This window comes from Kribbella orskensis (genome assembly GCF_004342085.1).
Taxonomy (GTDB): domain Bacteria; phylum Actinomycetota; class Actinomycetes; order Propionibacteriales; family Kribbellaceae; genus Kribbella; species Kribbella orskensis.
The window spans coordinates 72007-94784 of record NZ_SLWM01000023.1 but is presented as its reverse complement, the minus strand read 5'-3'; the positions used below and the strand labels follow the sequence as shown (position 1 = coordinate 94784).

At 68.2% G+C, this 22778-nt stretch carries 25 protein-coding genes; 18 read left to right on the top strand and 7 right to left on the bottom strand.

The features are described 5' to 3' along the window. The first annotated feature begins 75 nt into the window (after nt 1-75). Both EV644_RS36740 and EV644_RS36735 read left to right on the top strand, forming a co-directional pair. Nucleotides 76-963 carry a sigma-70 family RNA polymerase sigma factor gene (locus EV644_RS36740; protein ID WP_132194853.1) on the top strand — a complete coding sequence of 296 codons (888 nt, stop codon included), beginning with the start codon at nt 76-78 and terminating at the stop codon, nt 961-963. 418 nt (nt 964-1381) lie between these two features. Continuing rightward, nucleotides 1382-1753 carry a hypothetical protein gene (locus EV644_RS36735; RefSeq protein WP_132194855.1) on the top strand — a complete coding sequence of 124 codons (372 nt, stop codon included), beginning with the start codon at nt 1382-1384 and terminating at the stop codon, nt 1751-1753. Between the two features lie 302 nt (nt 1754-2055). On the opposite strand, the gene EV644_RS44875 is transcribed toward EV644_RS36735, so the two are convergent. Further along, a complete protein-coding gene (locus EV644_RS44875) occupies nt 2056-2313 on the bottom strand; it encodes a serine hydrolase (RefSeq protein ID WP_158293032.1) in 258 nt (85 codons plus the stop codon). 31 nt (nt 2314-2344) lie between these two features. On the opposite strand from EV644_RS44875, the gene EV644_RS36730 reads away from it, so the two are divergent. Further along, nucleotides 2345-2938, top strand: coding sequence for a neutral zinc metallopeptidase (locus tag EV644_RS36730; protein WP_158293031.1), 594 nt, complete (start codon nt 2345-2347; stop codon nt 2936-2938). Nucleotides 2939-3325: 387 nt separating this feature from the next. On the opposite strand, the gene EV644_RS36725 is transcribed toward EV644_RS36730, so the two are convergent. Beyond that, nucleotides 3326-3604, bottom strand: coding sequence for an ANTAR domain-containing protein (locus EV644_RS36725; RefSeq protein ID WP_500789612.1), 279 nt, complete (start codon nt 3602-3604; stop codon nt 3326-3328). Between the two features lie 220 nt (nt 3605-3824). Here EV644_RS36725 and EV644_RS36720 point away from each other — a divergent pair, with 220 nt between their 5' ends. Then, nucleotides 3825-4760 carry an alpha/beta hydrolase gene (locus EV644_RS36720; RefSeq protein ID WP_132194861.1) on the top strand — a complete coding sequence of 312 codons (936 nt, stop codon included), beginning with the start codon at nt 3825-3827 and terminating at the stop codon, nt 4758-4760. 36 nt (nt 4761-4796) lie between these two features. Here the strand turns inward: EV644_RS36720 and EV644_RS36715 are convergent, their stop codons facing one another. Then, nucleotides 4797-7415 (bottom strand): winged helix-turn-helix domain-containing protein, encoded by a 2619-nt coding sequence (locus tag EV644_RS36715; protein ID WP_199240205.1) that lies wholly within the window; start codon nt 7413-7415, stop codon nt 4797-4799. A 109-nt stretch (nt 7416-7524) separates the two neighbouring features. On the opposite strand from EV644_RS36715, the gene EV644_RS36710 reads away from it, so the two are divergent. The 14 genes from EV644_RS36710 to EV644_RS47965 all read left to right on the top strand — a co-directional run bounded on the left by EV644_RS36710 (nt 7525) and on the right by EV644_RS47965 (nt 19846). Further along, the gene (locus EV644_RS36710) at nt 7525-8496 is read left to right on the top strand and encodes an MBL fold metallo-hydrolase (RefSeq protein WP_132194865.1); all 972 of its coding nucleotides are present in this window, start codon (nt 7525-7527) and stop codon (nt 8494-8496) included. Continuing rightward, on the top strand, nt 8493-9173 hold the full coding sequence (locus tag EV644_RS36705; protein ID WP_132194867.1) for an SDR family NAD(P)-dependent oxidoreductase: 681 nt from the start codon (nt 8493-8495) through the stop codon (nt 9171-9173). Before EV644_RS36710 ends, EV644_RS36705 begins: the two co-directional genes overlap by 4 nt. 31 nt (nt 9174-9204) lie before the next feature. Then, entirely contained in the window at nt 9205-10266 is a 1062-nt protein-coding gene (locus tag EV644_RS36700) for an MBL fold metallo-hydrolase (protein WP_132194869.1), read from the top strand. Beyond that, complete coding sequence (locus EV644_RS36695; RefSeq protein ID WP_305000092.1) at nt 10263-10769, top strand: aldo/keto reductase; 507 nt, start codon at nt 10263-10265, stop codon at nt 10767-10769. Before EV644_RS36700 ends, EV644_RS36695 begins: the two co-directional genes overlap by 4 nt. 124 nt (nt 10770-10893) lie before the next feature. Next, complete coding sequence (locus EV644_RS36690) at nt 10894-11445, top strand: sigma-70 family RNA polymerase sigma factor (protein ID WP_132194871.1); 552 nt, start codon at nt 10894-10896, stop codon at nt 11443-11445. Nucleotides 11446-11464: 19 nt separating this feature from the next. Then, a complete protein-coding gene (locus EV644_RS36685) occupies nt 11465-12193 on the top strand; it encodes a response regulator (RefSeq protein WP_132194873.1) in 729 nt (242 codons plus the stop codon). Then, nucleotides 12193-12906 carry a sensor histidine kinase gene (locus EV644_RS36680; protein ID WP_132194875.1) on the top strand — a complete coding sequence of 238 codons (714 nt, stop codon included), beginning with the start codon at nt 12193-12195 and terminating at the stop codon, nt 12904-12906. Before EV644_RS36685 ends, EV644_RS36680 begins: the two co-directional genes overlap by 1 nt. A 202-nt stretch (nt 12907-13108) precedes the next feature. Next, a complete protein-coding gene (locus EV644_RS36675) occupies nt 13109-14842 on the top strand; it encodes a glycoside hydrolase family 13 protein (protein ID WP_132194877.1) in 1734 nt (577 codons plus the stop codon). A gap of 359 nt (nt 14843-15201) precedes the next feature. Continuing rightward, nucleotides 15202-15774, top strand: a complete 573-nt coding sequence (locus tag EV644_RS36670; RefSeq protein ID WP_132194879.1) for a hypothetical protein — start codon at nt 15202-15204, stop codon at nt 15772-15774. Beyond that, nucleotides 15752-16435: a DedA family protein gene (locus EV644_RS36665; RefSeq protein ID WP_199240204.1), complete on the top strand. Its 684-nt coding sequence runs from the start codon at nt 15752-15754 to the stop codon at nt 16433-16435. The genes EV644_RS36670 and EV644_RS36665 overlap by 23 nt, the downstream gene beginning before the upstream one ends. Before the next feature lie 150 nt (nt 16436-16585). Further along, nucleotides 16586-17527, top strand: coding sequence for a hypothetical protein (locus tag EV644_RS36660; RefSeq protein WP_132194881.1), 942 nt, complete (start codon nt 16586-16588; stop codon nt 17525-17527). Between the two features lie 146 nt (nt 17528-17673). After that, nucleotides 17674-18642, top strand: a complete 969-nt coding sequence (locus tag EV644_RS36655) for an aldo/keto reductase (protein WP_132194883.1) — start codon at nt 17674-17676, stop codon at nt 18640-18642. Between the two features lie 12 nt (nt 18643-18654). Further along, entirely contained in the window at nt 18655-19530 is an 876-nt protein-coding gene (locus EV644_RS36650) for an NAD(P)-dependent oxidoreductase (RefSeq protein ID WP_132194885.1), read from the top strand. A gap of 37 nt (nt 19531-19567) precedes the next feature. Continuing rightward, entirely contained in the window at nt 19568-19846 is a 279-nt protein-coding gene (locus EV644_RS47965) for a Na+/H+ antiporter NhaA (RefSeq protein WP_132194887.1), read from the top strand. Here the strand turns inward: EV644_RS47965 and EV644_RS36640 are convergent. The 4 genes from EV644_RS36640 to EV644_RS36625 form a co-directional block, all read right to left on the bottom strand. Beyond that, a complete protein-coding gene (locus EV644_RS36640) occupies nt 19818-20321 on the bottom strand; it encodes a VIT1/CCC1 transporter family protein (protein WP_199240203.1) in 504 nt (167 codons plus the stop codon). The two genes, EV644_RS47965 and EV644_RS36640, sit on opposite strands and share 29 nt — an antisense overlap. 160 nt (nt 20322-20481) lie before the next feature. Continuing rightward, on the bottom strand, nt 20482-21345 hold the full coding sequence (locus EV644_RS36635) for an aldo/keto reductase (protein ID WP_132194890.1): 864 nt from the start codon (nt 21343-21345) through the stop codon (nt 20482-20484). 51 nt (nt 21346-21396) lie between these two features. Then, entirely contained in the window at nt 21397-21654 is a 258-nt protein-coding gene (locus tag EV644_RS36630; RefSeq protein WP_132194892.1) for a hypothetical protein, read from the bottom strand. A 193-nt stretch (nt 21655-21847) separates the two neighbouring features. After that, entirely contained in the window at nt 21848-22777 is a 930-nt protein-coding gene (locus EV644_RS36625; protein ID WP_158293030.1) for a CE1 family esterase, read from the bottom strand. Nucleotide 22778 lies beyond the last annotated feature (1 nt).

Here is a 22778-nt window from a genome sequence, read left to right as displayed (position 1 = left end):
ATCGTGGCCGCGTCCAGTCACCTTGCTCCGGTTTGATCCGTCAGCTCTGTGAGGGAGAACAGAGAAGGGTGAACGATGGACAAGCAAGAGTTCCTGGCCGACGGGTTCGAGGCGCATCGGCCTCATCTGAAGGCGGTCGCGTATCGGATGCTCGGCTCATTGAGCGAGGCCGACGATGCCGTTCAGGAGGCGTGGCTGCGGCTGAATCGGACCGACACCAGCGATGTGCAGAACCTGGGCGGCTGGCTGACCACCGTTGTGGGCCGGGTCTGTCTGGATCTGCTCCGCCGGCGGAACGCCCGCCGGGAGGCGCCGTACGAGACGCATCTGCCGGACCCGATCGTGAGCCGTCAGGAAACTGTCAACCCTGAGGACGAGATCCTGATCGCCGATTCGGTCGGCTTGGCGTTGCTCGTGGTTCTGGAGTCGCTCGGACCTGCCGAACGGCTTGCCTTTGTCCTGCACGACCTGTTCGGCGTGCCGTTCGAGGAGATCGCGACGATCCTCCAGCGCTCGGTTCCCGCGTCCAAGCAGTTGGCCAGTCGCGCCCGCCGCCGGGTGCGCACCGCCGCTCCGGCGCCTGATCCCGACCTGGCCCTGCAACGACGAGTGGTCGAAGCGTTCCAGGCCGCATCCCGCGACGGGGACTTCGCCGCGCTGGTCGCGTTGCTCCACCCGGACGTCGTCCTGCGCGCCGACCGCGGCCTGATCGCGGGCGCCGGCTGGACAGAGATCCGCGGAGCCGCCGCGGTGGCCGGTCAGGCTCTCACGTTCCGGCGCCTGTCCGCCTTCCCGCTGCCGGTCCTTGTCAACGGCAACGCCGGCGTGATCACAGTGGCCGACGGCCAGCCGATGGCGGTGATGAGCTTCACGATCACCGGCGGCAAGGTGATCGCGATCGACATCCTGGCCGATCCCGCGCGGCTGCGGAAGCTCGACATCGACGTACTTGGCGGAGACTGAGGCCCGGCGATACCTCTGTGCGGCTCGGTGTGTCATTGCGGCGAACGAAAATCTGTCATCGCGTTGGAAGGTCTCATGTCTGCACAGGACGCCACAGAAGTCGAGATCGCCGCACCGCCGGTCGCACGAACCAGACTGGCGTTGCTAGTCATCGGTGTCGCGCGGTTGATGATTCGCGGACGGGTGGTGTGCCTTCACTATTCCCGCGCCGGAGGACGATCACCGCGATGCGCTGTGGACTGCGACCCGTTGTGCTGCAACCCTGGCGTCGTGACTGCATAACGGATCCTGACTATCAGCCCTGACGAGCCGCAGTGCAAGACCGCTGCATTCCGATGGCTGCCATCCGCGTCGTCGGCGTCGGACAATCCCAGCCGAGGAAACCCGGCAACAACTCCAAGCAGAAACGAGTGACGCGATGGCTGTGGTTCTCCGCAACTTCGACGCGTACGGCGTCGGCTATACCGCTCGCGGGCAGGGCACCCAGATTGTCACCGCGGTTATCAACTGCTATCAACAGGGCGCATGGGTCGCACAGATCCAGTTCCTGCCCCAGAGCCTCCCATTCAACGACGGCGGAGGGCTGGGCGGTGGGGACCTGCTGGTCCTCTATTACGAGCCCACGCAGTTCCAGGACGTTTTGGCGATCCTGCAGCGCGAAGGGCCACTCGCGGTTTGGTTCGACCTGGATCAAAGCTACGGATACATCCTGACCACATCACCCGAGCCGGTCGGCGAGATGGAGGACCTTGTTCAGCAGCTGGTACCCGTCGGACGCTCAGACGTATAGACGGCGCCTGGTCAGCCAGACCTCGCGCGACCCATCGGCTCGCCACCGACCTCGACGGCAAAGTCGTCGGTTGTCGGGACGGACCCGGGCCTGGTTTTGCGCGGTTCGGCACGTCCTCGCGAGCTCACCTAGTGCGGCTATAACGCGATGGGGCAGAGTGGCGACCAGGCGCACGAAGGTCAGGGTGACCGCTCCCGACGTGCCAAAGTAGATGCCGACGGCAACACTTCTGTCGAGAGGCAAGGTCAACGACCTGCAGTCGGAGCGTCGTCGGCGGCGCGCCCGAGCGCCTGCGCAGCGGGTCAGCTCGTCTGTTCGAAGTGGTCGACGATCACGCGCCCGATCCGGCCGATCCGATCTTCTTCCTCCTCGTAGCTGCCGCCGAGATCGTTCGCGAATACCGCAACGGTGATGGGGCCCGAGGGTGAGTAGACGATGCCGATGTCGTTGGCGTCCCACGGTGGGTTGTCGCCGGTCTTGTGGCCGACCGGATGCTCGACGAGACTTGGCAGGCGTCGCTCGCCTAGCTGCTGTCGGTTGCCGACGACGCTGTTGACCACGAGGTCGGCCGTTCGGCGCTTCGCTGAGGCGATGACGGGCTGCCTGTCGGTGGCCTGGCGTCCGGTGCTCGGACGAGTCTCCGGCGAGACCTTCGTCCCACCGCGCGTGTTCGCAGCCGATGACGGAGACGCGACGGCTTGCGGATCTGTCGGGGATGAAGGCGACGCGTTCTACTGCGCGGCGAGCCTGGGGATCTACTTCGATTGGGAGATGTTCGCCGCAGTCGACGATGGCGACCGGCTCGACACCGAGATCGACCTGATGGACATGGTCGCGCATGAGTACGGACACCACATGCAACTCCTGTCTGGGATCGACGAGCGCTATGAGCTCCGGTACGACGACACGACCGGCGAGGCCCAGTTGCGGCTGACCCGGCGGATGGAGCTGCAGGCGAGCTGCTTCGCCGCAGCGTTCCTAGGCGCGAACCGGCGCTCATTAGGACTCACAGGCGACCGGCTCGAGCACCTGATGTCCACCATCGAAGTGGGGGACGATCCAGAGTCCGGACCGGCCGATCATGGATCAGCGGAGAGCAACCGGTATTGGGGACAGGCGGCATTCAAGTCCGGGAGTCCGCGATCCTGCAACACGTGGTCGGCGCCGGTGGAGCGGGTGAAATGAGCTGCTATCTCTTGAGGCTGGGCGGCGAAGAGCTTGTTGGCGCCTGACGACAGCGGGACGGAGGGCTGGTGATGGTCGGTACCAAGGCGGCAGTCGGAGACTGCCGCCGGACTTGTAGTTGCGGCTTGCGACTGATCGTGGGCGGCATTTCCTGGGCGCGACCAGACATCTTCATCGTCGACTCTCCAACTCACGGTGACATGGTCCATGCTCGTGCAGGGCTGACCCGCCTGATGGCGAACCCGGAACGTCTGCGCGGCCACGGTTGAAACCAGTCAGACCGAAGTTGACCGCATCCATGTATGGGTCTGGGAGTACAGCCGACCATTGGGTGACCGGGATGCGACAGTAGCGGCGACATGGCCAGACCCGAGTTGGGGCTGCTGCTCAACCTAGATCGGAGACCCGGTATGCGTCTTGTCGGCGAGCTACTTCCTCGACGAACAGCGACTCGCGCGCGGCCAGCGCGCGGATGCCGAAGACGAACGCGGCATAGCCGTAGAGGTCGAGCGTGACCGGTGGGAGTTTGCGGGTGTCGATCAGTTCCTGGGCCACCACGGCGAGTCTGCGGTTGCCGTCCTGTGAACAGCGCTTGAGGACAGCGAACGCGCGATCTTGGTCGACGCGGTAGCGCTCGATCAGCAAGCCCGTTGTCTGTCCGATCAGCCGGTTGGAGTCGATACCGCCCTGGCGGCACCGTGCGTGTTTCTGGTCCTCGGAGTGCTCCGGTCGCGCGAATCACCAGGATCAGGTGACGCCACCTCACCTGCCCGGTGGCGACGCTGGCAATGGCCCGCCTCCCGGCAGGGATTTCAGCAGTGGATTGAGGTGGGCGAGCCCGCCCGGGAGCGCTGCCAAACCAACCCCAACCGAACGGAGATCCTCCGTGAGCACCGAGCAGCGGGAGAACCTCGAATCAGTCCTGCGACAGTCAGCCTTCCCCGTCGGCATCGACGTCAACGAGCAGCGGCGGCTGCTCCGCGAGTTGACATCGGCGCAGCCGCTGGCCGCCGACGTGACCGTGACCGCGGCCGCACTGGGCGGCATCCCAACCGCCGAGATCACAATCGACGGAATCGAACCTCGCTACGTTGTTCTCTACTTCCACGGCGGCGTGTACGTACTGGGGGACGCCTTCCTCGCCGCTGACCTGGCCTCGCAGATCGGCCGGCGGACCGGCGCAAAGGTCATCTCCGTCGACTACCGGCTCGCCCCCGAGGCTCCGTATCCTGCGGCGGTCGATGACGCTCTTGCAGCCTACGAAGCCCTGCTGCGAAACGGCACTGCCCCTTCGGACATCGCCTTCGCGGGAGAGTCGGCTGGCGGCGGCCTCGCCGTCGCCACCCTGGTCAACGCCCGAGATCACGGTCTGCCCTTGCCAGCCGCAGCCTTCGTCATGTCACCGTATGCCGACCTCACCCTGGCCGGGACGACCATGGAAACCAAGCGCGAGGTCGACACGCTGATGAGCCGAGATAACCTCCAATCCCGAGTCACCGACTACACGTCGGGACGAGACGCCGCACTTGGCCTCATCAGCCCGATATTCGCCGATCTGTCCGGCCTGCCGCCCCTGATCATCCAGGCCGGAACTCACGAGGTTCTCCTCGACGACGCCGTCCGCCTCGCGCAACAAGCCGCCACCGCCGACGTCGAGGTTACCCTCGACATCACCCCTGGAGTGCCGCACGTCTTCCAGACCTTCTATCCGATGCTCGACGAAGCGGCCGCTGCACTGGACAGAGCCGGACAGTTCCTGTCGGCGCATCTCGCCGGCCCAGAACGCGTCACCGCAGAGCGAAACGCAGATCGCAAGGAATGACGGACTCAGTCTGTGGCTGAGACCACCCGGGACTGGTCACGCGCGGCCGGATGACAGGAGGCGTAGGTCGCGGCCGCGCTGTACGGCGGAGGAGCGGTCGGTGGCGCCGAGCTTGGCGTAGATACGGCGGATGTGGGTGTTGACGGTGTTCAGGGAGACCGACAGCTCCGTGGCGATCTCGGGCCGGGTGAGGTTCGTCGGCAGGTAGCGGAGCACGCGTAGCTCGGTGGGGCTGAGGTTCTCAACCGGCGCGGGAGCAGTCGCGTTGGTGGGACTGTCGCCGTGGACGGCATCGAGGATGTCGGCGACCAGCGCGGCGTGCGAAGTACCGTGCGGTGGCAGGGCGGTCAGCAGCTCCCAGGCGCCGGTCATCGCGAACGGCACGATCAGCCGGTCTGGTTCGGCCAGGTGCAGCGCTTGCTCGACGGCTGCTCGCGCGGCGCGCTCATCGCCCAGATCCCGGCAGGCGAGTGCGTCCAGCAGGTGAGCCTCGATCAGAGTGGCGTACGGGTTGTCCGGGGCACTGCGATCGAGAACGGGCTGGAGTTCGCGATGGGCGGCGGCGGGATCGTGCTCGGCGAGGCGGATCACCGCGGCCGCGTTGCGGATCTCGCCGGCCGTGGCCAGCTGGTCGTCGACGGCGGCGAGCGTGGCTCGCGCCTGGTCGACATTCCCGAGACGGGCCTGGGTGGCGATCGTCCAACCAGTGACCCGGGACGTCAAGGCGTGCTTCCCGGTGATGCGAGCGCGCCTCTGCTCGGCGGCGATGAGCTCGGCCAGTGCCTCGCGATGCCGGCCGCGCGCCGCCCGGAGGATCGCAGTGATGAGGTGGATGAGAAGGCGGAGGCCCGGCTCTCCGCCGGCCTCGGTGGCACGCCTCGCACGCTCCAGCCATTCCTCGCCGCGGTCGAACTCGCCCGCCGAGACGAGGATCCCGGCGAGCGTCGCCTGCGCGGGTGCAATCACCGGTTCGGCGTCCCAGCCGTGCCGCGCCGCCTGCGCTATGGCGTTCTCGCAATGCTGCCGGGCCAGGGCAAAGGACTGGCCGGTGGTGGCGAAACCGAGGTGGGCGAGGCAGGCCACCTCCAGGTACGGTCGCCCGATGTCGCGGGCGAGAGCCGCGCCCTCCAACAGACTCTTCTCGCTCTCCGCCAGCCGCAGCGACCACGCCTCGGTAACACCAAGATTCAGCAGCGCGATGGAACGCAGATCGTTGCCCAGGGCCACATCTGCGGTGGACTGTCCGACGGCCGTGGCGGGCAGCGCGTCCACCTGCTCGAACACGCTGTCGAAGTGACCGCGCAGGCGCGCTAACAGCAGGTCCAGGCACGCTAGGGCCATCCGCAGCTGGTGCTGCCGGTCGGACGGCGTCGTCGCGGCGTACGCCCTGACCACCTCGAGGTGCGCGTCGGCCTGGTCGAGGTGGAGTTGGTCGAGATCGGCGATCGCGTGCACCAGGGCCAGCCCGGGGAAGTCCTCGCCGATCCGGGCCGGGAAGGTGTGCAGCAGCACGGCCACGGTCCCAGCCTGGCCATCGAGGGTGAGGCTCAGGGCGTGGTCGGTGAGCAGGCGGGCCGCCTCGGTCCAGTCACCGGCGGCCTGCAGGTGGCGGATGGCGTCGGGTGTGTCGCCATGGTTGGCGAACCACCGCGCGGCGATCCGGTGCAGTTCTGGGACGTCTCCGGGGGCGGTGCGGCGCAGCTCCAGCCCGAGCAGACCGCTGAACATGTGGTGGTAGCGGAACCAGGTGCGAGCGGGATCGAGCGACACGACGAACGCGTTGGCGTCCTCGAGATCCAACAGGATCCGTTCCGATCCAGCGGCGCCGGTGAGCAGGTCGGCCAGCTCGCCGTTGACCCGGTCCAGCAGGGACGTACGCAGGAGCAGGCGTTGTACCTCCGGTGGCTGGTGGTCCAGCATCTCGGCCATCAGGTACTCGGCGACCGTGCGGTCACTGCCGGAGAACTCGGCGACGAACCGTTCGGGTTCCGGGTGCCCGGCCAGGGACAGGACGGCCAGCCGCAGCCCGGCCGCCCAACCTTCGGTCCGCTGGTACAGCGTGGTCACCACCTGGTCTGGCAGCGTGATCCCGGCGACCGCGAGCAGTTTGCGAGTCTCGTCCTCGGTGAAGAGCAGTTGCGCGGCGCGGATCTCGGCCAGTCCTCCCGCCAGCCGGAGCTGATGCAGGCGCAGCGGAAGGTCGCGGCGGGTGGCCACGACCGCGTGGACATCGGCAGGGAGGTGCGTCAACAGGGCCGTGAGCTGCTCGTTGGCCTCGGTGGAGGTCAGCTCGTGCAGGTCGTCGATGATCAGTACGAAGGGCTCGCCGTACGCCGCGAGCTCGGTCAGCACCCTGTCCACCATGGCTTGGCCGTTGAACCCGGGAGCCGTGGCTGGGTCCTCGGTACCGCGGACCGCGCCTAGCACGCTGAGCCAGAACAACTGCGCGTCGTGCTGGCCGGGCTTGACGGACAGGAACGCGATCCGGCGGTCCTGGCGCCGTCGGTCGGCCCACGCGCGCAGTAGCGACGTCTTCCCACTACCGGCAGGTGCCGAGATGACCGTGACTCGCTTCTCCACCGCTTGGTCCAGCGCGGCGACCAGGTCGCGACGGTCGATCAGCCCGCGTCGCGGCGCGCCATCTTCTCCAGGCACCTGGTCAGCGTACTCGCGGAGATCACTGGAATCAGGTGACGACCTGTCACCGGCCAGCTGGCGAAGCTGAACACACCTTGATCGATGCGGAACGAAACAGAGGGTGATCATGACTTCGTCGAGTCCAAGCGACAACGACCTGCCGGACTACGCTCCGGTACCCGAGGCGGCCTTCGGCCCTGCTCTCAACGAGCAGGGGTACTTCGTCGGCCGCGTCGAGCGCAACCTGTTCTGGGTCACCGACGGCACCTACCAGTCGGCGTTCCTCGCGACCCCCGACGGCGTGGTCCTGTTCGACGCCCCGCCGACCATCGGCCACAACCTGCGCCGGGCCGTGGACGAGGTGGCGGCGGCCGAGGGCATCGGCAACACCGTGACCCATCTGGTCTACTCCCACCACCACGCCGACCACGCCGGCGCGGCGAACCTGTTCGGCGACAACATCGTGCGCATCGGACACGCGGAGACCCGGCGGCTACTGCTACGCGACAACGACGCGACCCGGCCGGCCCCGGAGGTCACCTTCGAGGACCGCTACACGCTGGAGGTCGGCGGCGAACGGGTCGAGCTGGCCTACCACGGGCCCAACCACTCGCCGGACAACATCTACCTCCACTTCCCGGATCACGACACACTCATGCTGATCGACATCGTGAACTCGGGCTGGGTGCCGATCTACAACCTGAACCTGAGCGAGGACGTGCCCGGGTACATCGGTGCTCCGGACCTGGCGATGGACTATCCGTGGAACCACTTCATCGGCGGTCACCTCGGCCGGCTGGGCACCCGCGACGACCTGGTCCTGCACCGGCAGTACATCGCCGACATCGTCGAGAGCTCGCACGCCGCGCTCGCCTCGGTCGACCCGACCCCCTACTTCATGAAGTACGGCGCCAACGCCTGGGCCGGTGTGGGCGGCTACCTCGACGCTGTTACCGCGGAGGCCGCCGCGCCGATCATCGCCAAGTACACCGGTGTCCTGGCAGCGGCCGACATACCCGCCTTCACCACCAGCACGACCTTCAGCATCCTCCAGTCGATCCGCCTCGACCTCGGCACCGGCTCGCAGGTGCACCCGTGACCACGCGCGTGGCAATCGTGGTCGGCGCGGGTGGGGAACTCGGCCGGGCGACGGCGCAGAAGCTCGCGGCGGCCGGGTTCACGGTGGTCGGAGTCGATCGGAACGCCGATGGCCTGAAGGAGTTGGCGGACGGCATCCGCTCCGAGGTGGGTGACGCAACGGACCCGGCGGTCGCCCAGGAGCTTGTCGACCGGATCGCCGCCGAGGTCGGTCCGCCCGAAGTGCTGGTCAACGCCCTCGGCACCTATCACCTGGGCGATGCACTCGACGCGACGCCGGAAGATCTGCGGCTCATGATCGACGTCAACGCCGGCGCCGCACTCTGGCTGACCCAGGCGGTGGCGCCGTACATGCGAGACCGAGGTACGGGCGTCATCGTTCACGTGGCCGCCCGCCCCGGACTGGAGCCGACCGCCGGGATGGCGACGTACGGCGTCAGCAAGGCGGCGCTGGTCCACCTCACTCGCGTGCTCGACCTGGAACTCCGCCCGCTCGGGATCCGGGTCAACGCCGTCGCACCACAAATCCTCGACACGGCCAAGAACCGGCCGTACCTCACTCCCGACGTGCTGGCGCACGCGGTCCGGCCGGAGGCCGTCGCCGATGTCATCACCTTCCTCGTCAGTGACGCCGCGGCTCCGATCAGCGGTGCCGTCGTACCGACCTACGGCGCGTGACTGTCCCCTCGTACCTCTCGAAAGGTCTGCCATGTCATCCAGCTCAACCCCGAACCGCCGCTCGTTCCTCGCCGGTGGCGCGGCGATCGCGGCCGTTCCGGCGCTAGCCACAGTGGCCGGGGGAGCCTTCGCCGAAGCGGCGGCTGCCGACGACACGTTGCCCGACTACGCGCCGATACCGCCGTCCGCACTCGGCCCGGCCGTCAATGCGCAGGGCTACTTCGTCGGTCGGCTGGAGAAGAACCTGTACTGGGTCACCGACGGTACCTACCAGGCGGCGTTCCTGACCACCAAGGACGGAGTGGTGCTGTTCGACGCACCCCCGACCATCGGAGGCAACCTGCAGCGCGCCATCGACCAGATCGCGTCCGCCAACGGTGTGTCCAACAAGGTGACGCACATCGTCTACTCGCACCACCACGCCGACCACCTCGGCGCCTCGTCCTTGTTCGGCCGCGACGTGGTCCGCGTCGGCCACACCGAAACGAAGCGGTTGCTTGCCCGGGACAACGACCCGACCAGGCCCGTGCCCGACGAGACCTTCGAGACCCGCCGCACGCTGCGCGTCGGCGGCGAACGGATCGACCTGGCCTGGCACGGCACCAACCACACGCCCGACAACATCTACATCCACCTGCCGAAGCACGACACGCTCATCCTGGTCGACATCAACCTGCCCGGCTGGGTGCCGTTCGCCGGCTTCAACATCAACGAGGATGTCCCTGGCTCCATCGCGGCCCCGGCGAAGGCCCTGACCTACCCGTGGAAGCACTACATCGGCGGTCACATGGGCCGGACCGGCACCCGGCAGGACATGGTCGTCTACCAGCAGTACGTGGCCGACCTCGTCGACGGCGTCAAGAAGGCACTGGTGGCGGTCGATCCGACTCCGTTCTTCACGAAGTACGGCAACAACACCTGGGCCGCGGTCAAGACCTACCAAGACGCGCAGGTCGACTATGCGGCCGCGCCGGTGATCAAGAAGTACACCGGGGTCCTCGCCGCCGCCGACGTCTACACCGCCAGCACCGCGTTTCTCATCCTCGAATCGGTCCGCCTCGACAGCGGTGTCGGCTCGCAGGTCCACCCGTGACGCTTGGCGGATCCTTCGCACTCGGCCCGTGGCAGGTGCACCGGGCCGGGTACGGCGCGATGCAACTCGCCGGCGACGGGGTCTTCGGGCCGCCGGGAGACCGCGACGAGGCACTACGGGTACTGCGCGCGACCGTCGCCGCCGGGGTGGACCACATCGACACCGCGCAGTTCTACGGGCGGGGCACGGTGAATCAGCTCATCACCGAATGCGAGGCACGCGCGATCGCGTTCGTACCGTTCTGTCCACTGGGCTTGCCCGGCGAGCAGCGGCACCAGTTGCTCAACGACCCCGTCCTCGCCACGCTCGGCGAACGACGGGGCGCGTCGCCGGCCCAGCTCGCGCTCGCCTGGCTGATCGACCTCGCCCCGAACATCCTGCTCATCCCAGGCACCCGCACCCGCGCCCACCTCGCCGAGAACCTCGCAGCGGCCGACCTCCGGCTCGACGACGCGGCCCACGCCGAGCTGACCCGTCACCTTCCCGCCGCCCGAGGCGCCTGAGGCCGGTAACGGCGTCCGATGCCCGGCAGTTCCAGCTAGCGGGCGGGTCGGGTTTCCCGTCAGCAGGCTCATTGGCTGGGTGCTCACCTAGACGACAGCACCAGCCCTGCCGCGCGATGCTCCGATGGTGCGATCAGTCTGCAGCCCCCAGGAACTGAAGGATCTCTTCGAAGCCGAGGCGGTCCCGCTTCGTCCTCGCTTGTACGTCGCTGCCGTGCGGCTGACGAGAAATCCCGCCGACGCGGAGGACTTGCTGCAGGAGACGTACCTGCGTGCGTACCGGGGCTTTTCCGGGTTCGAGCCCGGAACCAACCTGACCGCGTGGCTGTACCGGATCCTCCGCAACACGTTCATCAACAGCTACCACAAGCGCCTGCGCGAACCGAGAACCATTCCCGAGGACTGGTACCCGAGCACCAAGGCCGCCCAGCGCGACGTCGAGCCTTCCGCGGAAACCACCGTGATCGACTCGATCCCCGGCCAGCGGCTTCAGGAGGCGCTGGCATCGCTGCCCGAGCGTTATCGGCGGGTGGTTCTGCTCTTCGACGTCGAGGGTTTCAGCTCCAAGGAGATCGCCGGAATCGTCGGGATTCCACGCGGAACCGTGATGTCGCGGCTGCACCGTGGCCGGAAGGCCCTGAAGGAGCGCCTGCAGCCGCCTGTGTGCGCGCTCTGAAGCCGGGATACAGACAGAGATGACGACGTCACCGAATTCCGAGGTCGGCGAGCAGCGCTCGATCCCGGCCCAAAGGTTGCTGTTGGTGGATGACGAAGCGCGGATCAGGCGGGTCCTCCGTCTGGCCTTCGAGGACGAGGGCTACCAGGTCCTCGAAGCCACCAACGGCGCGGAGGCGCTCGCCGTACTGCGCCGCGATCCGCCGGACGTCGTCCTGCTCGACCTGATGCTGCCGGACCAGCACGGGTTCGGTGTCTGCCGTGAGATCCGCCGGGACAGTGACGTCCCGGTGATCATGGTGACGGCCAGGACCGACAGCCACGACGTGGTCGCCGGTCTGGAAGCGGGAGCGGACGACTACGTCACGAAACCCCTTGTCGCCAAGGAGTTGTCGGCACGGATCCGCGCGGTGATGCGCCGGATCGAGCCTGCCTCGCGACCGCCGTCGCTGCAGTTCATCGCCGGCGATCTGCGGATCGACGTCGCCTCCCTGGAGACGACTCGGGGCGGCGTGCCGTTGCCACTGACCAGGACAGAGTTCAAACTGCTGGCCGAGTTGGCCGGTGCGGAAGGCGCGGTCTGCAGCCGGGAACACCTGCTCTCCAAGGTCTGGGGATACGGCTACTTCGGTGACAGCCGGATCGTCGACGTGCACATCCGCCGGCTCCGCCTGAAGGTCGAACGCGACCCCGCCAGCCCCCAGCACGTGGTGACCGCCCGCGGTCTGGGCTATCGCCTGGTGGCCTGATGTCCGCGCTCGTGCGATCCGCCAACCGGACTGCCGTGAACTTGGAGCAGTACGTGGCTGCGGACGCTCGGTTCGCCGCGGACATCAGCCACGAGCTACGGACACCGTTGATGACGATGCTGAACTCGATGGAGCTCATCCACAACCACCGGGACGAGCTGCCTGCGGCCGTGCGCGAACCGGTCGAGCTGCTCGGTGAGGACCTCGAGCGGTTCCGGCGGCTGGTGGTCGACCTGCTGGAGATCTCCCGCGATGACGAGGGAGATGAGGGCAGCCGGGAGACCGTACGCATCGCCGACCTGATCCGGGCCGCCGCTGACGCGGCCGCTGGTCGCCCGGTCACGGAGGTGGCCTCCGATGCGGCGGTCCTCAGCCTGAAGGCCGACAAACGCCGGCTCGAGCGAGTCGTCGCGAACCTGGTCGAGAACGCCGAAGGCCACGGCGGTGGTTGCGAACGCGTTTCCGTCGCGGCCGGTGGTCTTGGTGCCATCATCCAGTTCGATGACGCGGGGCCCGGCGTACCGATCGCCGATCGGGATCGGATCTTCGAGCGGTTCCGCCGCGGTGGCTCCGGTGGACGACCGGCTCAGGACCGCGGGATCGGTCTTGGTCTCTCGATCGTGGCCAGGCACGTGGCGTGGCACAACGGGACGATCCGGGTCGAGGACCGCCCCGGAGGCGGCGCTCGCTTCGTCCTCGAACTCCCGGCGTAAGACTGTTGACTCCTGTCGTCGCCCGAGCGGAACCGGCGACGAAGCCGGCGCACCGCGCGCAGACGTACCCGTCAGCGGAGGTCCCGGAATTCCGGCTAGCAGGTATCAGGGTTGGGCGCTGGTGGTGAAGACCTGAGCGATCCGCCAGGCGATGGTAGCTGCAGGATGGCCGTGCGGCTGGCGGCCGAGGGAGTGATGGTCCATGGCACACAGGGCAAAGGCAGTCTTGCGAGACGCGGCCGCGCTCGGCGTCAACAGCGTCGCGTCGCCCACCACGGCAAGCACCTGGCGCGGATCAGGCTGGTGGGGGAGTGCCGTGGTCTACCAGATCTACCTGCGAAGCTTCCAGGACTCCGACGGGGACGGCGTCGGTGATCTGGCCGGTGTCCGCGCCAGGCTGCCGTATCTGCGGAGCCTCGGCGTCGACGGCATCTGGCTGAACCCGTTCTACCCGTCACCGCAGCACGACCATGGATACGACGTGTCCGACTACTTCGCGGTGCAGCCCGAGTACGGCACGCTCGAGTCCTTCGACCAGCTGGTCCACGATGCGCACGGGCTCGACCTCAGGGTGGTCATCGACATCGTCCCGAACCACTGCTCGATCGAGCACCCGTGGTTCGCCGCGGCCCTGGCGGCCGGCCCGGGCAGCGCGGAGCGCGAGAGGTTCCACTTCGCCGACGGCAATGGGGAGTACGGCGACCTGCCGCCGAACAACTGGCGCTCCATCTTCGGCGGATCAGCCTGGCAGCGCGTCACCGAACCGGACGGAACACCCGGCCAGTGGTACCTGCACAGCTTCGCGCCCGAGCAGGCCGACTTCAACTGGCGGCACCCGGACGTCGCGGCGTACTTCGAACAGGTGCTGCGGTTCTGGTTCGAGCGCGGCGTGGACGGGATCCGGATCGACGTGGCGCACGGGCTCCACAAGGCCGACGGGCTGCCCGACCACGAGAACGCGATGGACGACGAGCTCACCGGCGACCCGCTCAATCCCTACGCGTGGAACCAGCCCGAGGTGCACGATGTGTGGCGCCGGTGGCGGAGCATTGCCGAGGGATACACCGTACTGACCGGCCGCGAACGCGTGCTGATCGGCGAGGTCGGTGTGCTGGACGCCGAACAGCTCGCGCTGTACCAACGCCCGGACGAACTGCACCAGAGCTTCTACTTCGAGTTCCTGCGCGCCAACTGGGACGACCAGATCCTGTACGACGTGGTGGATCGCGGCCTGGGCACGGTCGCCGGCTCCGGCTCGTCGGTCGCCTGGGTGCTGAACAACCACGACATGCCCCGGTCGGTGACCCGGTACGGCGGTGGTGCTCCCGGCCTCGACGCCGGCGACGTCGATCTTGGCACCGTCCGAGCGCGGGCGGCCGCCTTGCTGATGCTCGCCCTGCCGGGCGCGGCGTACGTCTACCAAGGTGAGGAGCTCGGCCTGCCCGAGGTCACGGACCTCCCGGTCGAGCTGCTGGCCGACCCGATGTTCCACCGCACCCAAGGCGCTCGACGCGGCCGAGACGGTTGCCGGGTCCCGCTGCCGTGGGCCGCGTCCCAGCACTGCTTCGGATTCTCACCCACCGATGCGTGGCTGCCGCAGCCCGACTGGTTCGCTGATCACGCCGTGGATCGGCAGCTGAGTTCGGGCGAGTCGATGCTGCACCTCTACCGCGAGGCTCTCGCATTGCGGCGGCGCCTTCCCGCGCTGGCCTCGAACGAGTTCCGCTGGTTGCGGACCGAACCGGGCGTGCTGGCATTCACCCGCGGCGACGGCTTCGGATGCGTCGTCAACTGCTCGTCGCGAGTCGTCTCCGCGCCGGTGGACGGCGAGCTGGTGCTGGCAAGCCACCAGGAGGCCGGGGACAAGATCCCGCCGAACAGCGCCGCGTGGTACCTGCTGGCGCCGGCGATCGCATCGGTGGGTGAGGCGGCATGAACGCCGGACCGCGGTGCCTGGCGGGCGCCGGGCGATGACGAGCAGGCCTGGAGCCGCGCGGGAGCGTGCTGGTTGCGGAGCGGCCCCACTAGACCGGCGGACCTGGTGTCTTGAGTACTCACCCCTCGGCGCCGGGTCCGCCGCTCCACCAGCTGCTTCCCCGAGCCTGGGCACGCATGGTCGCGACGATGAGATTTTCGAGAGGTGGAGCTGCATGGTGGAGATGATGCTGGAGGCAACGGTCCCGGCGCCGGCACTCGAGCGCGGGGCAGCCGGCTCCAGCTTCGGAGCTTGAGATGGGCTCGGGCGTCCACCGTCTCGCTACGGCGTACAGGCTCTCGTGGAGTGCGTTGTCCTGCTTGGTCGGCGTACTGGGTTTCGTGGCGGGATTGTTCCTCGTACCGGCCGGTGTGATGTTCCCTCTTCTCTTCGTCGCCGCCGTCATCGGACTGACCGTGGCCACCACTACCTGGTCGCAGCCGGCCGGGACCACGATCTCGGCCGGCGTGGGGAGATTTGCTGTCATCGTCGTCGCGATGATGTCAGCGATCGTCGCGTGCGCAGGCCTTATCGTCCTCTTCGGCGGCGCTGCTCCGGGACTGGTGGTGGTACTCGGTGTCACGTCACCGGCCGCGATGAGCTGGTGCGGTCGCAGGCTGGGGCACATTCCAGGCAGGCTTGGCGGCAGCGGCGCGGTCACTACCGCCGAGCTGTGCAGGCAGTGGCAAGACAGCTACCAGACCCTCCGGGATGCGACCACGGCGGCCGCTCGACTGCGCATCGTCGAAACCCGACAGCTTTATCTGGACGAGCTCGAACGACGCGACCCCATCGGGCTCAGGGTCTGGCTGGGCGAGAACGCCAGCGCCGCAGGGAATCCCAGCCGATTTCTGGCCCGAGATGGCGAAGATGCCTCTCCGGCCGACGGATGACGTCGTCACGGCACTCGATCAGCCGGTGTCAGCTGCGGACCACCTGACGATGCTCGGATTCCTGCAGCAGCTCGGCGGACAGCTCGGGGCGTGGTTCTACGTCATCGCCGGCGGTCTCGCCTTTGCCGAGGCCGCGGTCATGGTCGGGCTGGTGCTCCCCGGCGAGACAGCGCTGGTGGTGGCCGGATTCGCTGCCCACCAGGGCTGGATCGCGTTGTGGCCGATGGTGGCGGTCGCGGTCGGCTCGGCTGCTCTCGGCGACAGCGTGGGCTACGAGGTCGGTCGCCGACTTGGCCCGAGGTTGCGCTCGTCCCGGTTGGGTCGCCGGGTCGGCGACGATCGGTGGCGGCGAGCCGACGACTTCCTTCGCCGGTACGGCGGACGGGCGGTGCTGCTCGGCCGATTCACCGCGGGCCTGCGAGCGTTGACGCCGGGCATGGCCGGCATGGCCCGGATGCCGTACCTGCGCAGGTTCCTGCCGTGGAATGTTGCCGGCGCCGTGGCCTGGGGTGCGGGCTGTGTACTGCTCGGCTACGCCTTCTCTGCTTCGCTGGCAGCGGTGGCCCGCGCTCTCACCTATGCGCCGCTGATCCTGATCGCCTTGGCTGCGGCTGTCATCGTCCTTGTCCGCATCCGGAAGAAGCGCCGCCGGGTCCGTTGACGACCACGATTTACCGCCAGCCGGTACGGCGAATGGCCGCTCGCCGTGACGACAGCCCACCGTGCCGCCGACACCGTGGAGGGGACGGAAGCAAGAACCGCCGGCAATGGTCGGAAGGGACTGATCGTGGCGACCGGATCGAGGTCCAGGGTGTTCAGGCCTGCGCGGATGCTGCGGCGCTGGACCGCGATCGTACGCCGGCGGGCCGTGGTATCGATGCTGCTGCTCTCATTGCCGGGGCATGGAATCGGTCCTGACCTTCAGCTCGAGAGCCAGCTGCCGAACGTGGCCGCCCATTCGCCGGCGGCGCGGGCGGCGAAGAGGCTGGACGACGCCTCGCCCGCTGACCGGGCCCGCGTGGACGCCACGCTGGCGGCGGCCGGTCCCGACGAGCGGCCGTATCTCATCGAGGCGTTGGCGGCCGGGCACAGCGCCGAGGACGTAGTCACGTTCGCACGGCTGATTCGGGGTAAGCGGCCCGAATGGCTGCGCACTCACCTCAGCCTGATCGATCCGGACGGGCCTGGCCGGGTAACGTACCGAGGCTCTCCGGTGCGGCAGGCCGACGACACTGCCTGCGGGCCGATGACGATCTTGATGGCGCGGGCGATGACAGATCCGCTGTACGCGCTGAACTTCACGACCACCGGCAGTGCCGATCCGTCGGATGCGAGCGTGGCACAGTTCCAGGCGCGGCTGACTGCCGAGGAACATCGCATCCACGACGCGACCAACCGCTTCTGGCCGGAGCGGCTGGGCTCGACACCGGCTGGAGTCGGCAACGAGCTGAACCGGCACGCCGACGCGCTCGGAGCCCGGTACGAGCCGCACGTGGTCACGGGGATCGGCGGCAAGTCGGGACTACGGGATGCGGTCGACGCTGCCGACAGCGCTCAGCCGGTGCCTGTGCTGATCGGCGACCGGATCCCACGGCACTACATACTGCTGATCGGCCGCGACGCTGCCGACCTGCTCGTCTACGACCCTGCCCGTGCGAGGGTGAGTCGAATCAGCGAGCAGAGCTTCCTCGACGGCAAGCTCGATGCGCTCCGCTTCCGCCACGTCTTCGCGGTGATCACACCATCACCGTGATCCGGGCGCACCGCCCCGGTAGCAGGTATTCCGACCTTGAGGTCAGCGGGCAATCAGGATGGCCGCTGGCCACGGCGACACCCGACCTGTACGGCGGCATCGTAGCCATGTGGACGTTTGGCCGCGCGACAGGAAGGAAAGGCAGCGTGCGACAGGTTCGACTGGGACAGACCGATCTCCAGGTCTCCATGATCGCGTTCGGGACCTGGGCGTTCGGTGGCGACTGGGGCACCGCCGATCTCCAGGACAGCAGGGACACGATCCATCGCGCCCTGGAGCTCGGCATCAACTTCTTCGATACAGCTCAGGGCTACGGGTTCGGTGCAGCCGAGCAACTCCTTGGCGATGCGCTGCGGGACCGGACCAGCCGCGAGGAGGTGATCATCGCCACCAAGGGTGGACTACGCCCGGACGGCGACCGGGTGGCGCGCGACGCCAGCCGGCGGTGGCTCCGCGAGGGAGTGGAGTCCAGCCTGCGCAGCCTCGGAACCGACTACATCGACCTCTACCAGGTCCACTGGCCCGACCTGCACACCCCACCGGAGGAGACCGCGACGGCGCTCGAAGAACTCGTCGCCGAGGGAAAGGTCCGGCATGTCGGTGTGTCGAACTACGACGTCGACCAGCTGCAAGCGCTCCGCCACTTCGGGCGAGTGGAGACGCTGCAGCCGCCGTACCACTTGTTCCGCAGGGACATCGAGTCGACCATCCTGCGCTACACCTCCGCGCATGACCTGGGCGTACTGGTCTACGGGCCGCTGGCCCACGGTCTGCTGTCGGGTCGCATGAACGAGTCCACGACATTCGGCGCCGACGACTGGCGCAGCAAGAGCCCCGACTTCACCACCGACACCTTCCGCTGGAACCTGGCGGTGGTGGAGCGGCTGAAGGGCTTGGCGCGGGCGCGGGACATCACCCTGCCTCAGTTGGCGGTCGCCTGGACCCTCGCCAACCCGGCCGTACAGGCCACCATCGTCGGCGCACGCCGGCCGGCCCACCTCGACGAGACTGCCGCGGCGGCTGACATCAAGCTCTCCGAGGCCGACCTGCAGGACATCGACACGATCCTGAAAGACGCCCTCCCGGTGTGGGGTCCCCACCCGGACGGCATGTGAGAGGAGCACGCAATGGCGAAACTGGCATTCATCGGTCTCGGCCTGATGGGCACACCCATGGCCACTCGGTTGCTCGAGGCCGGACACGACCTGACCGTCTGGAACAGGACCGCTGACAAGACCAGACCGCTGACCGACCAGGGCGCAACAGCGGCATCGACGCCGATGGAGGCGATCGCGGGTGTCGACGCGGTGATCACCATGGTGACCAACGCGGAAGCGCTCGAGCAGGTGGTGTTCGGCGACAACGGCCTGGCCGCCGCGCTGGCACCAGGCCAGCTGCTCATCGACATGTCGACGGTGGGTCCGGACGCGGTGCGCTCTGTCGCCTCCCGTCTGCCGCAGGGCGTGGCGATGGTCGACGCTCCAGTGCGGGGCAGCGTTCCCCAGGCCACCGCAGGGAAGCTGGCCGTCTACGTCGGCGCGGATCTGTCCGGCTTCCAGCGCGTGGAGCCGATCCTGGCGCCACTCGGCACGCTGCACCACGTCGGCGGGCTGGGAGCCGGCGCGGCCACCAAGGTGGTGGTGAACTCCACGCTCGGCGCGGCCATTGCCGCCTTCGGCGAGGCCCTTGCCCTCGGCGACGACTTCGGGCTGGATCGTTCCGTCGTACTCGATGTGCTGAGCGATACTCCGATCGCGAGCACCGTCGAGGCCAAACGCGCCAACGTCGAATCCGGCAGCTACCCTGCCAGCTTCAAGCTCAGCCTGGCGCTCAAGGATCTCAACCTGGTCACCCAGATCGCCGACCAGAACGGCCGGCGGCTGGAGGTGGCTCCCGCGTCGCGTGACTGGCTCGAGCAGGCCGCCGAGGCCGGCGCGGGTGACCTCGACTACTCGGCGGTGATCGCCACGATCACCACGGACGGGGGACGACGTCCGGCGTGACCACGAGGGTCGGCCTAATGATCGCCACGAGCGCCCGGTGGCGGTAACACCATTGGTCGGCCGGACCGCCTGGGCGCGGAGCTTCCGGACGCCGCTACGGGAGTTTCTTCGCACCGAGACGGGTGGCGCCGCGTTCCTTCTGGCAGCCACAGTCGTGGCGGTGGTCTGGGCGAACGCATCCGCATCGTCGTACGAAACGGTGTGGAGGACCGGGGTGTCGGTCCACGTCGGCGGCTGGAGTGTGTCGCAGGACCTTCGCCAATGGGTCGACACGGGTGTTGTCAGCATCAACCGGCAGCGCCGATCGCTGCGCTGATGCCGACGATGATCGCGCCGCCGAGAGTGATGGAGACGAACGAACGCACGAAGCCAGTCTTGAAGAAACGCCAGCGAATCCAGGACAACACCAGCAGCTCGAACCCGACCACGAAGACCGCGACGATGAGTGCGGCGCGGAGCTGGGGGATCAGGAAGGGGAGCGTGTGCAGTACACCGCCAAGGAAGGTCCCGGCGCCGGTGATCGAGCCGCGAAGGTACGGGTTGCCGCGCCCGGTCAGGTCGCCCGTGTCCGACAGGCCTTCGGAGAAGGCCATGCTCACGCCCGCGCCGATGGCGGACGCCAGCCCGGCGAAGAACGCGTAATGCGGCTGATGGGTGGCGAGCGCGACGGCGAAGATCGGCGCCAGCGTCGAGAGCGAGCCGTCCATCAGGCCGGCCATCGCCGGTTGCACCCGTTGGAGCAGGAACGATCGCTCGTTGCGTGATTGGTCGACCTCAGTTGCGGCCGTCATCCTCATTGCCTCCCTGCGCTTGCCAGTCCTTTGCAAGAGTGCCGTTCCGGCGGCCGTATCTCGTCACGGCCAGCGGCCATCTGCCACGCCTGCTGGCTGGAATCCCCGACCGGCTCTTGCCGATGCTGCCAGTCCCGGGCACGACTGCGTCGCGGCCGACTCAGCCGGCGTCGCCGGTCACGGAGGCGACCTCGGCCGGGGTCAGCTTGATCGACGCGGCGGCGATGTTGTCCTCCAGGTGTGACACCGATCCGGTGCCCGGGATCGGCAGGATCGACGGCGACCTGGCCAGCAGCCAGGCGAGCACGATCTGCCGGGGCTCAGCGTTGTAGCGCTGGGCCAGATCCTGCACGGGCCGGTTGTTGTCGAGATCCTGGATCGGTGCCCACGGGAGGAACACCAGTTGCTCCTGCTCGCAGAGATCGGCCAGCGACTCCGACCGGCGGTCGTCGACGTTGTAGCGGTTCTGGATCGACGCGATCGGGGTCAATCGCTGTGCGCGCCGCAGCTGGTCCTCGGTAACGTTGGACAGCCCGACGTGCCGGATCTTGCCCTGCTCCTTGAGGGTGACGAGGGCACCGATCGAGTCCTCCAGCGGCACGGCCGGGTCGGGCCGGTGGAACTGGTAGAGCGGAATCTGTTCGAGCTTGAGTCGGCGCAGACTTCCCTCGCAGGCCTCGATCAGGTGCTCCGGCCGGCCGTTGGTGGGCCACTGTCCCGGCCCGGTGCGCTCGAGGCCGCCCTTGGTCGCGATCACCAGGTCGTCCGGGTATGGGTAGAGGGTCTCGCCGATGAGTTCCTCGCTGACCTGGGGCCCGTAGGAGTCGGCGGTGTCGATGAAGTTGACGCCGAGCTCGACCGATCGGCGCAGTACCGCCTTCGCCTCGTCGCGGTCGCTGGGCGGACCCCAGATCCCGGCACCGGTGATCCGCATGGCACCGAAGCCGAGGCGGTTGACCGTCAGGTCTCCGCCCACATCGATCGTGCCGGCCGTTCCGGCGTCCACGGATTCCGACTCAGACATGGATCATCACTCCTTTGATTACGGCGCTGTCCGTTCCCGTGCTCGTCCAGATCATCGGGTCGCCTGTTGATAGGGGATGCCGAACGGTGCGAACACCTCGTACAGCTGGCGGTCGCTCTCCTCGTCGTACCTCACGGTGTAGACGCCGGCCTGGCGGAGTTGCCGGATGGTCAACGCGACGCCTGCCTTGCGGGCGACGTGCATCTCGACGGCCGTGTGCATCGCCACGACGGACGGCATCTCCGTCGCCTGTCGAGCGGACTGCCAGATCCTCAGCCAGACCGGCCTGGTCGTTGCCTCAGGCATCATCGAAGGCCTCCGTCGGCGATGACCGGGTAACTGGGCGAGGGCGAAGCTGATCCCGTTGACCAAGGTTGCAGTCCGTTGTCCACACTGACCAGCATCGGCGGTCCGGTGGCCGGTCGGCATCACCACCAGCCGCCATTCGCAGTGCTGGCCAGGAGGGTGTCCGCACCCCTGCTAGCCGGGTGAACCGTGCAGATCAGATGCTGCCGGTGAGGAAGCGCCACATCAGCGCCCGACCGGTTGCGTCGGCCGGGACTACGCCGCCCCCCGGCCAGCGGTGGGTGAGTCCGTCCCAGCGGACCAGCGCCACCCGGCCGTCGCCCCGGCAAGATGTCCACTCCGTGACGGTCGCCGGTCCAACCGTGGTGCGTGACGGCGCGTCGGCGCAGCCTTCGACGGACCGCCAGTCGGCTGCGGTGACGGGTCCGGTGGTGCCGCGCCCGGGCACGTACCCGGGTGCGGCGTGCGGGTCGGCGCTGCCGTAGCCGATGAACACCGGCGGCGGCCGGCCGGCCGGGCAGCGCGCCGGCTGGGCGGTTCCGTACGTGGCCACGCCGGCGATGCCCGGCACTGCGCAGGCGGCGGTGAGCGCCAGCCGGCCGCCGTTGCTGTAACCAACGAGGTAGACCCGGCTCGGGTCGACCGCCACATGCTTCTCGATCGCGGTGAGCAGCACCTGCAGGAACGCAACGTCGTTCACGTGCTGCTTCGCGGCCGTCGAGCAGCAGCCGGTGGTCGCGTTCCACGACCGGCCGATCCCGGCCGGGTAGGCGAGGACGGCGGACCCGTTCGAGGCCAGGTCGGTGAGGCCGGTACGGACCAGTTCCTGGGCCGGCGTGCTGTTCCGGCCGTGCAGCACCACGACCAGCGGTACGGGTCGGTCGGTGCGCGGGGTGAGCACGATCGCGGTCCGAGGCCGACCCCGGGAGGACAGCCGGACCAGCTCTGTGCGGGTGCCTGCCGCGGCCGAGACTGCGGGTGCCGGCAGCGCGGCCGGTCCCCAGACCGGCACCCCACCGGCCACGCCGGCGTCCGGGGCGTGTCCGATCGCCAGCGTGGCCGGAACGGCAGCCGCGAGGGCCAGCAACACGAGTACGGCGAGGCCGCGGCGGAGGTGGGTCTTCACG

Excerpts from the sequence above, each read along its gene's own strand:
- EV644_RS36740 (WP_132194853.1), top strand. The coding sequence starts at position 76 with ATGGACAAGCAAGAGTTCCTGGCCGACGGGTTCGAGGCGCATCGGCCT.
- EV644_RS36735 (WP_132194855.1), top strand. The coding sequence starts at position 1,382 with ATGGCTGTGGTTCTCCGCAACTTCGACGCGTACGGCGTCGGCTATACC.
- EV644_RS36730 (WP_158293031.1), top strand. The coding sequence starts at position 2,345 with ATGACGGGCTGCCTGTCGGTGGCCTGGCGTCCGGTGCTCGGACGAGTC.
- EV644_RS36710 (WP_132194865.1), top strand. The coding sequence starts at position 7,525 with ATGACTTCGTCGAGTCCAAGCGACAACGACCTGCCGGACTACGCTCCG.
- EV644_RS36700 (WP_132194869.1), top strand. The coding sequence starts at position 9,205 with ATGTCATCCAGCTCAACCCCGAACCGCCGCTCGTTCCTCGCCGGTGGC.
- EV644_RS36690 (WP_132194871.1), top strand. The coding sequence starts at position 10,894 with ATGGTGCGATCAGTCTGCAGCCCCCAGGAACTGAAGGATCTCTTCGAA.
- EV644_RS36685 (WP_132194873.1), top strand. The coding sequence starts at position 11,465 with ATGACGACGTCACCGAATTCCGAGGTCGGCGAGCAGCGCTCGATCCCG.
- EV644_RS36680 (WP_132194875.1), top strand. The coding sequence starts at position 12,193 with ATGTCCGCGCTCGTGCGATCCGCCAACCGGACTGCCGTGAACTTGGAG.
- EV644_RS36675 (WP_132194877.1), top strand. The coding sequence starts at position 13,109 with ATGGCACACAGGGCAAAGGCAGTCTTGCGAGACGCGGCCGCGCTCGGC.
- EV644_RS36665 (WP_199240204.1), top strand. The coding sequence starts at position 15,752 with ATGCCTCTCCGGCCGACGGATGACGTCGTCACGGCACTCGATCAGCCG.
- EV644_RS36650 (WP_132194885.1), top strand. The coding sequence starts at position 18,655 with ATGGCGAAACTGGCATTCATCGGTCTCGGCCTGATGGGCACACCCATG.
- EV644_RS36640 (WP_199240203.1), bottom strand. The coding sequence starts at position 20,321 with ATGACGGCCGCAACTGAGGTCGACCAATCACGCAACGAGCGATCGTTC.
- EV644_RS36635 (WP_132194890.1), bottom strand. The coding sequence starts at position 21,345 with ATGTCTGAGTCGGAATCCGTGGACGCCGGAACGGCCGGCACGATCGAT.
- EV644_RS36630 (WP_132194892.1), bottom strand. The coding sequence starts at position 21,654 with ATGATGCCTGAGGCAACGACCAGGCCGGTCTGGCTGAGGATCTGGCAG.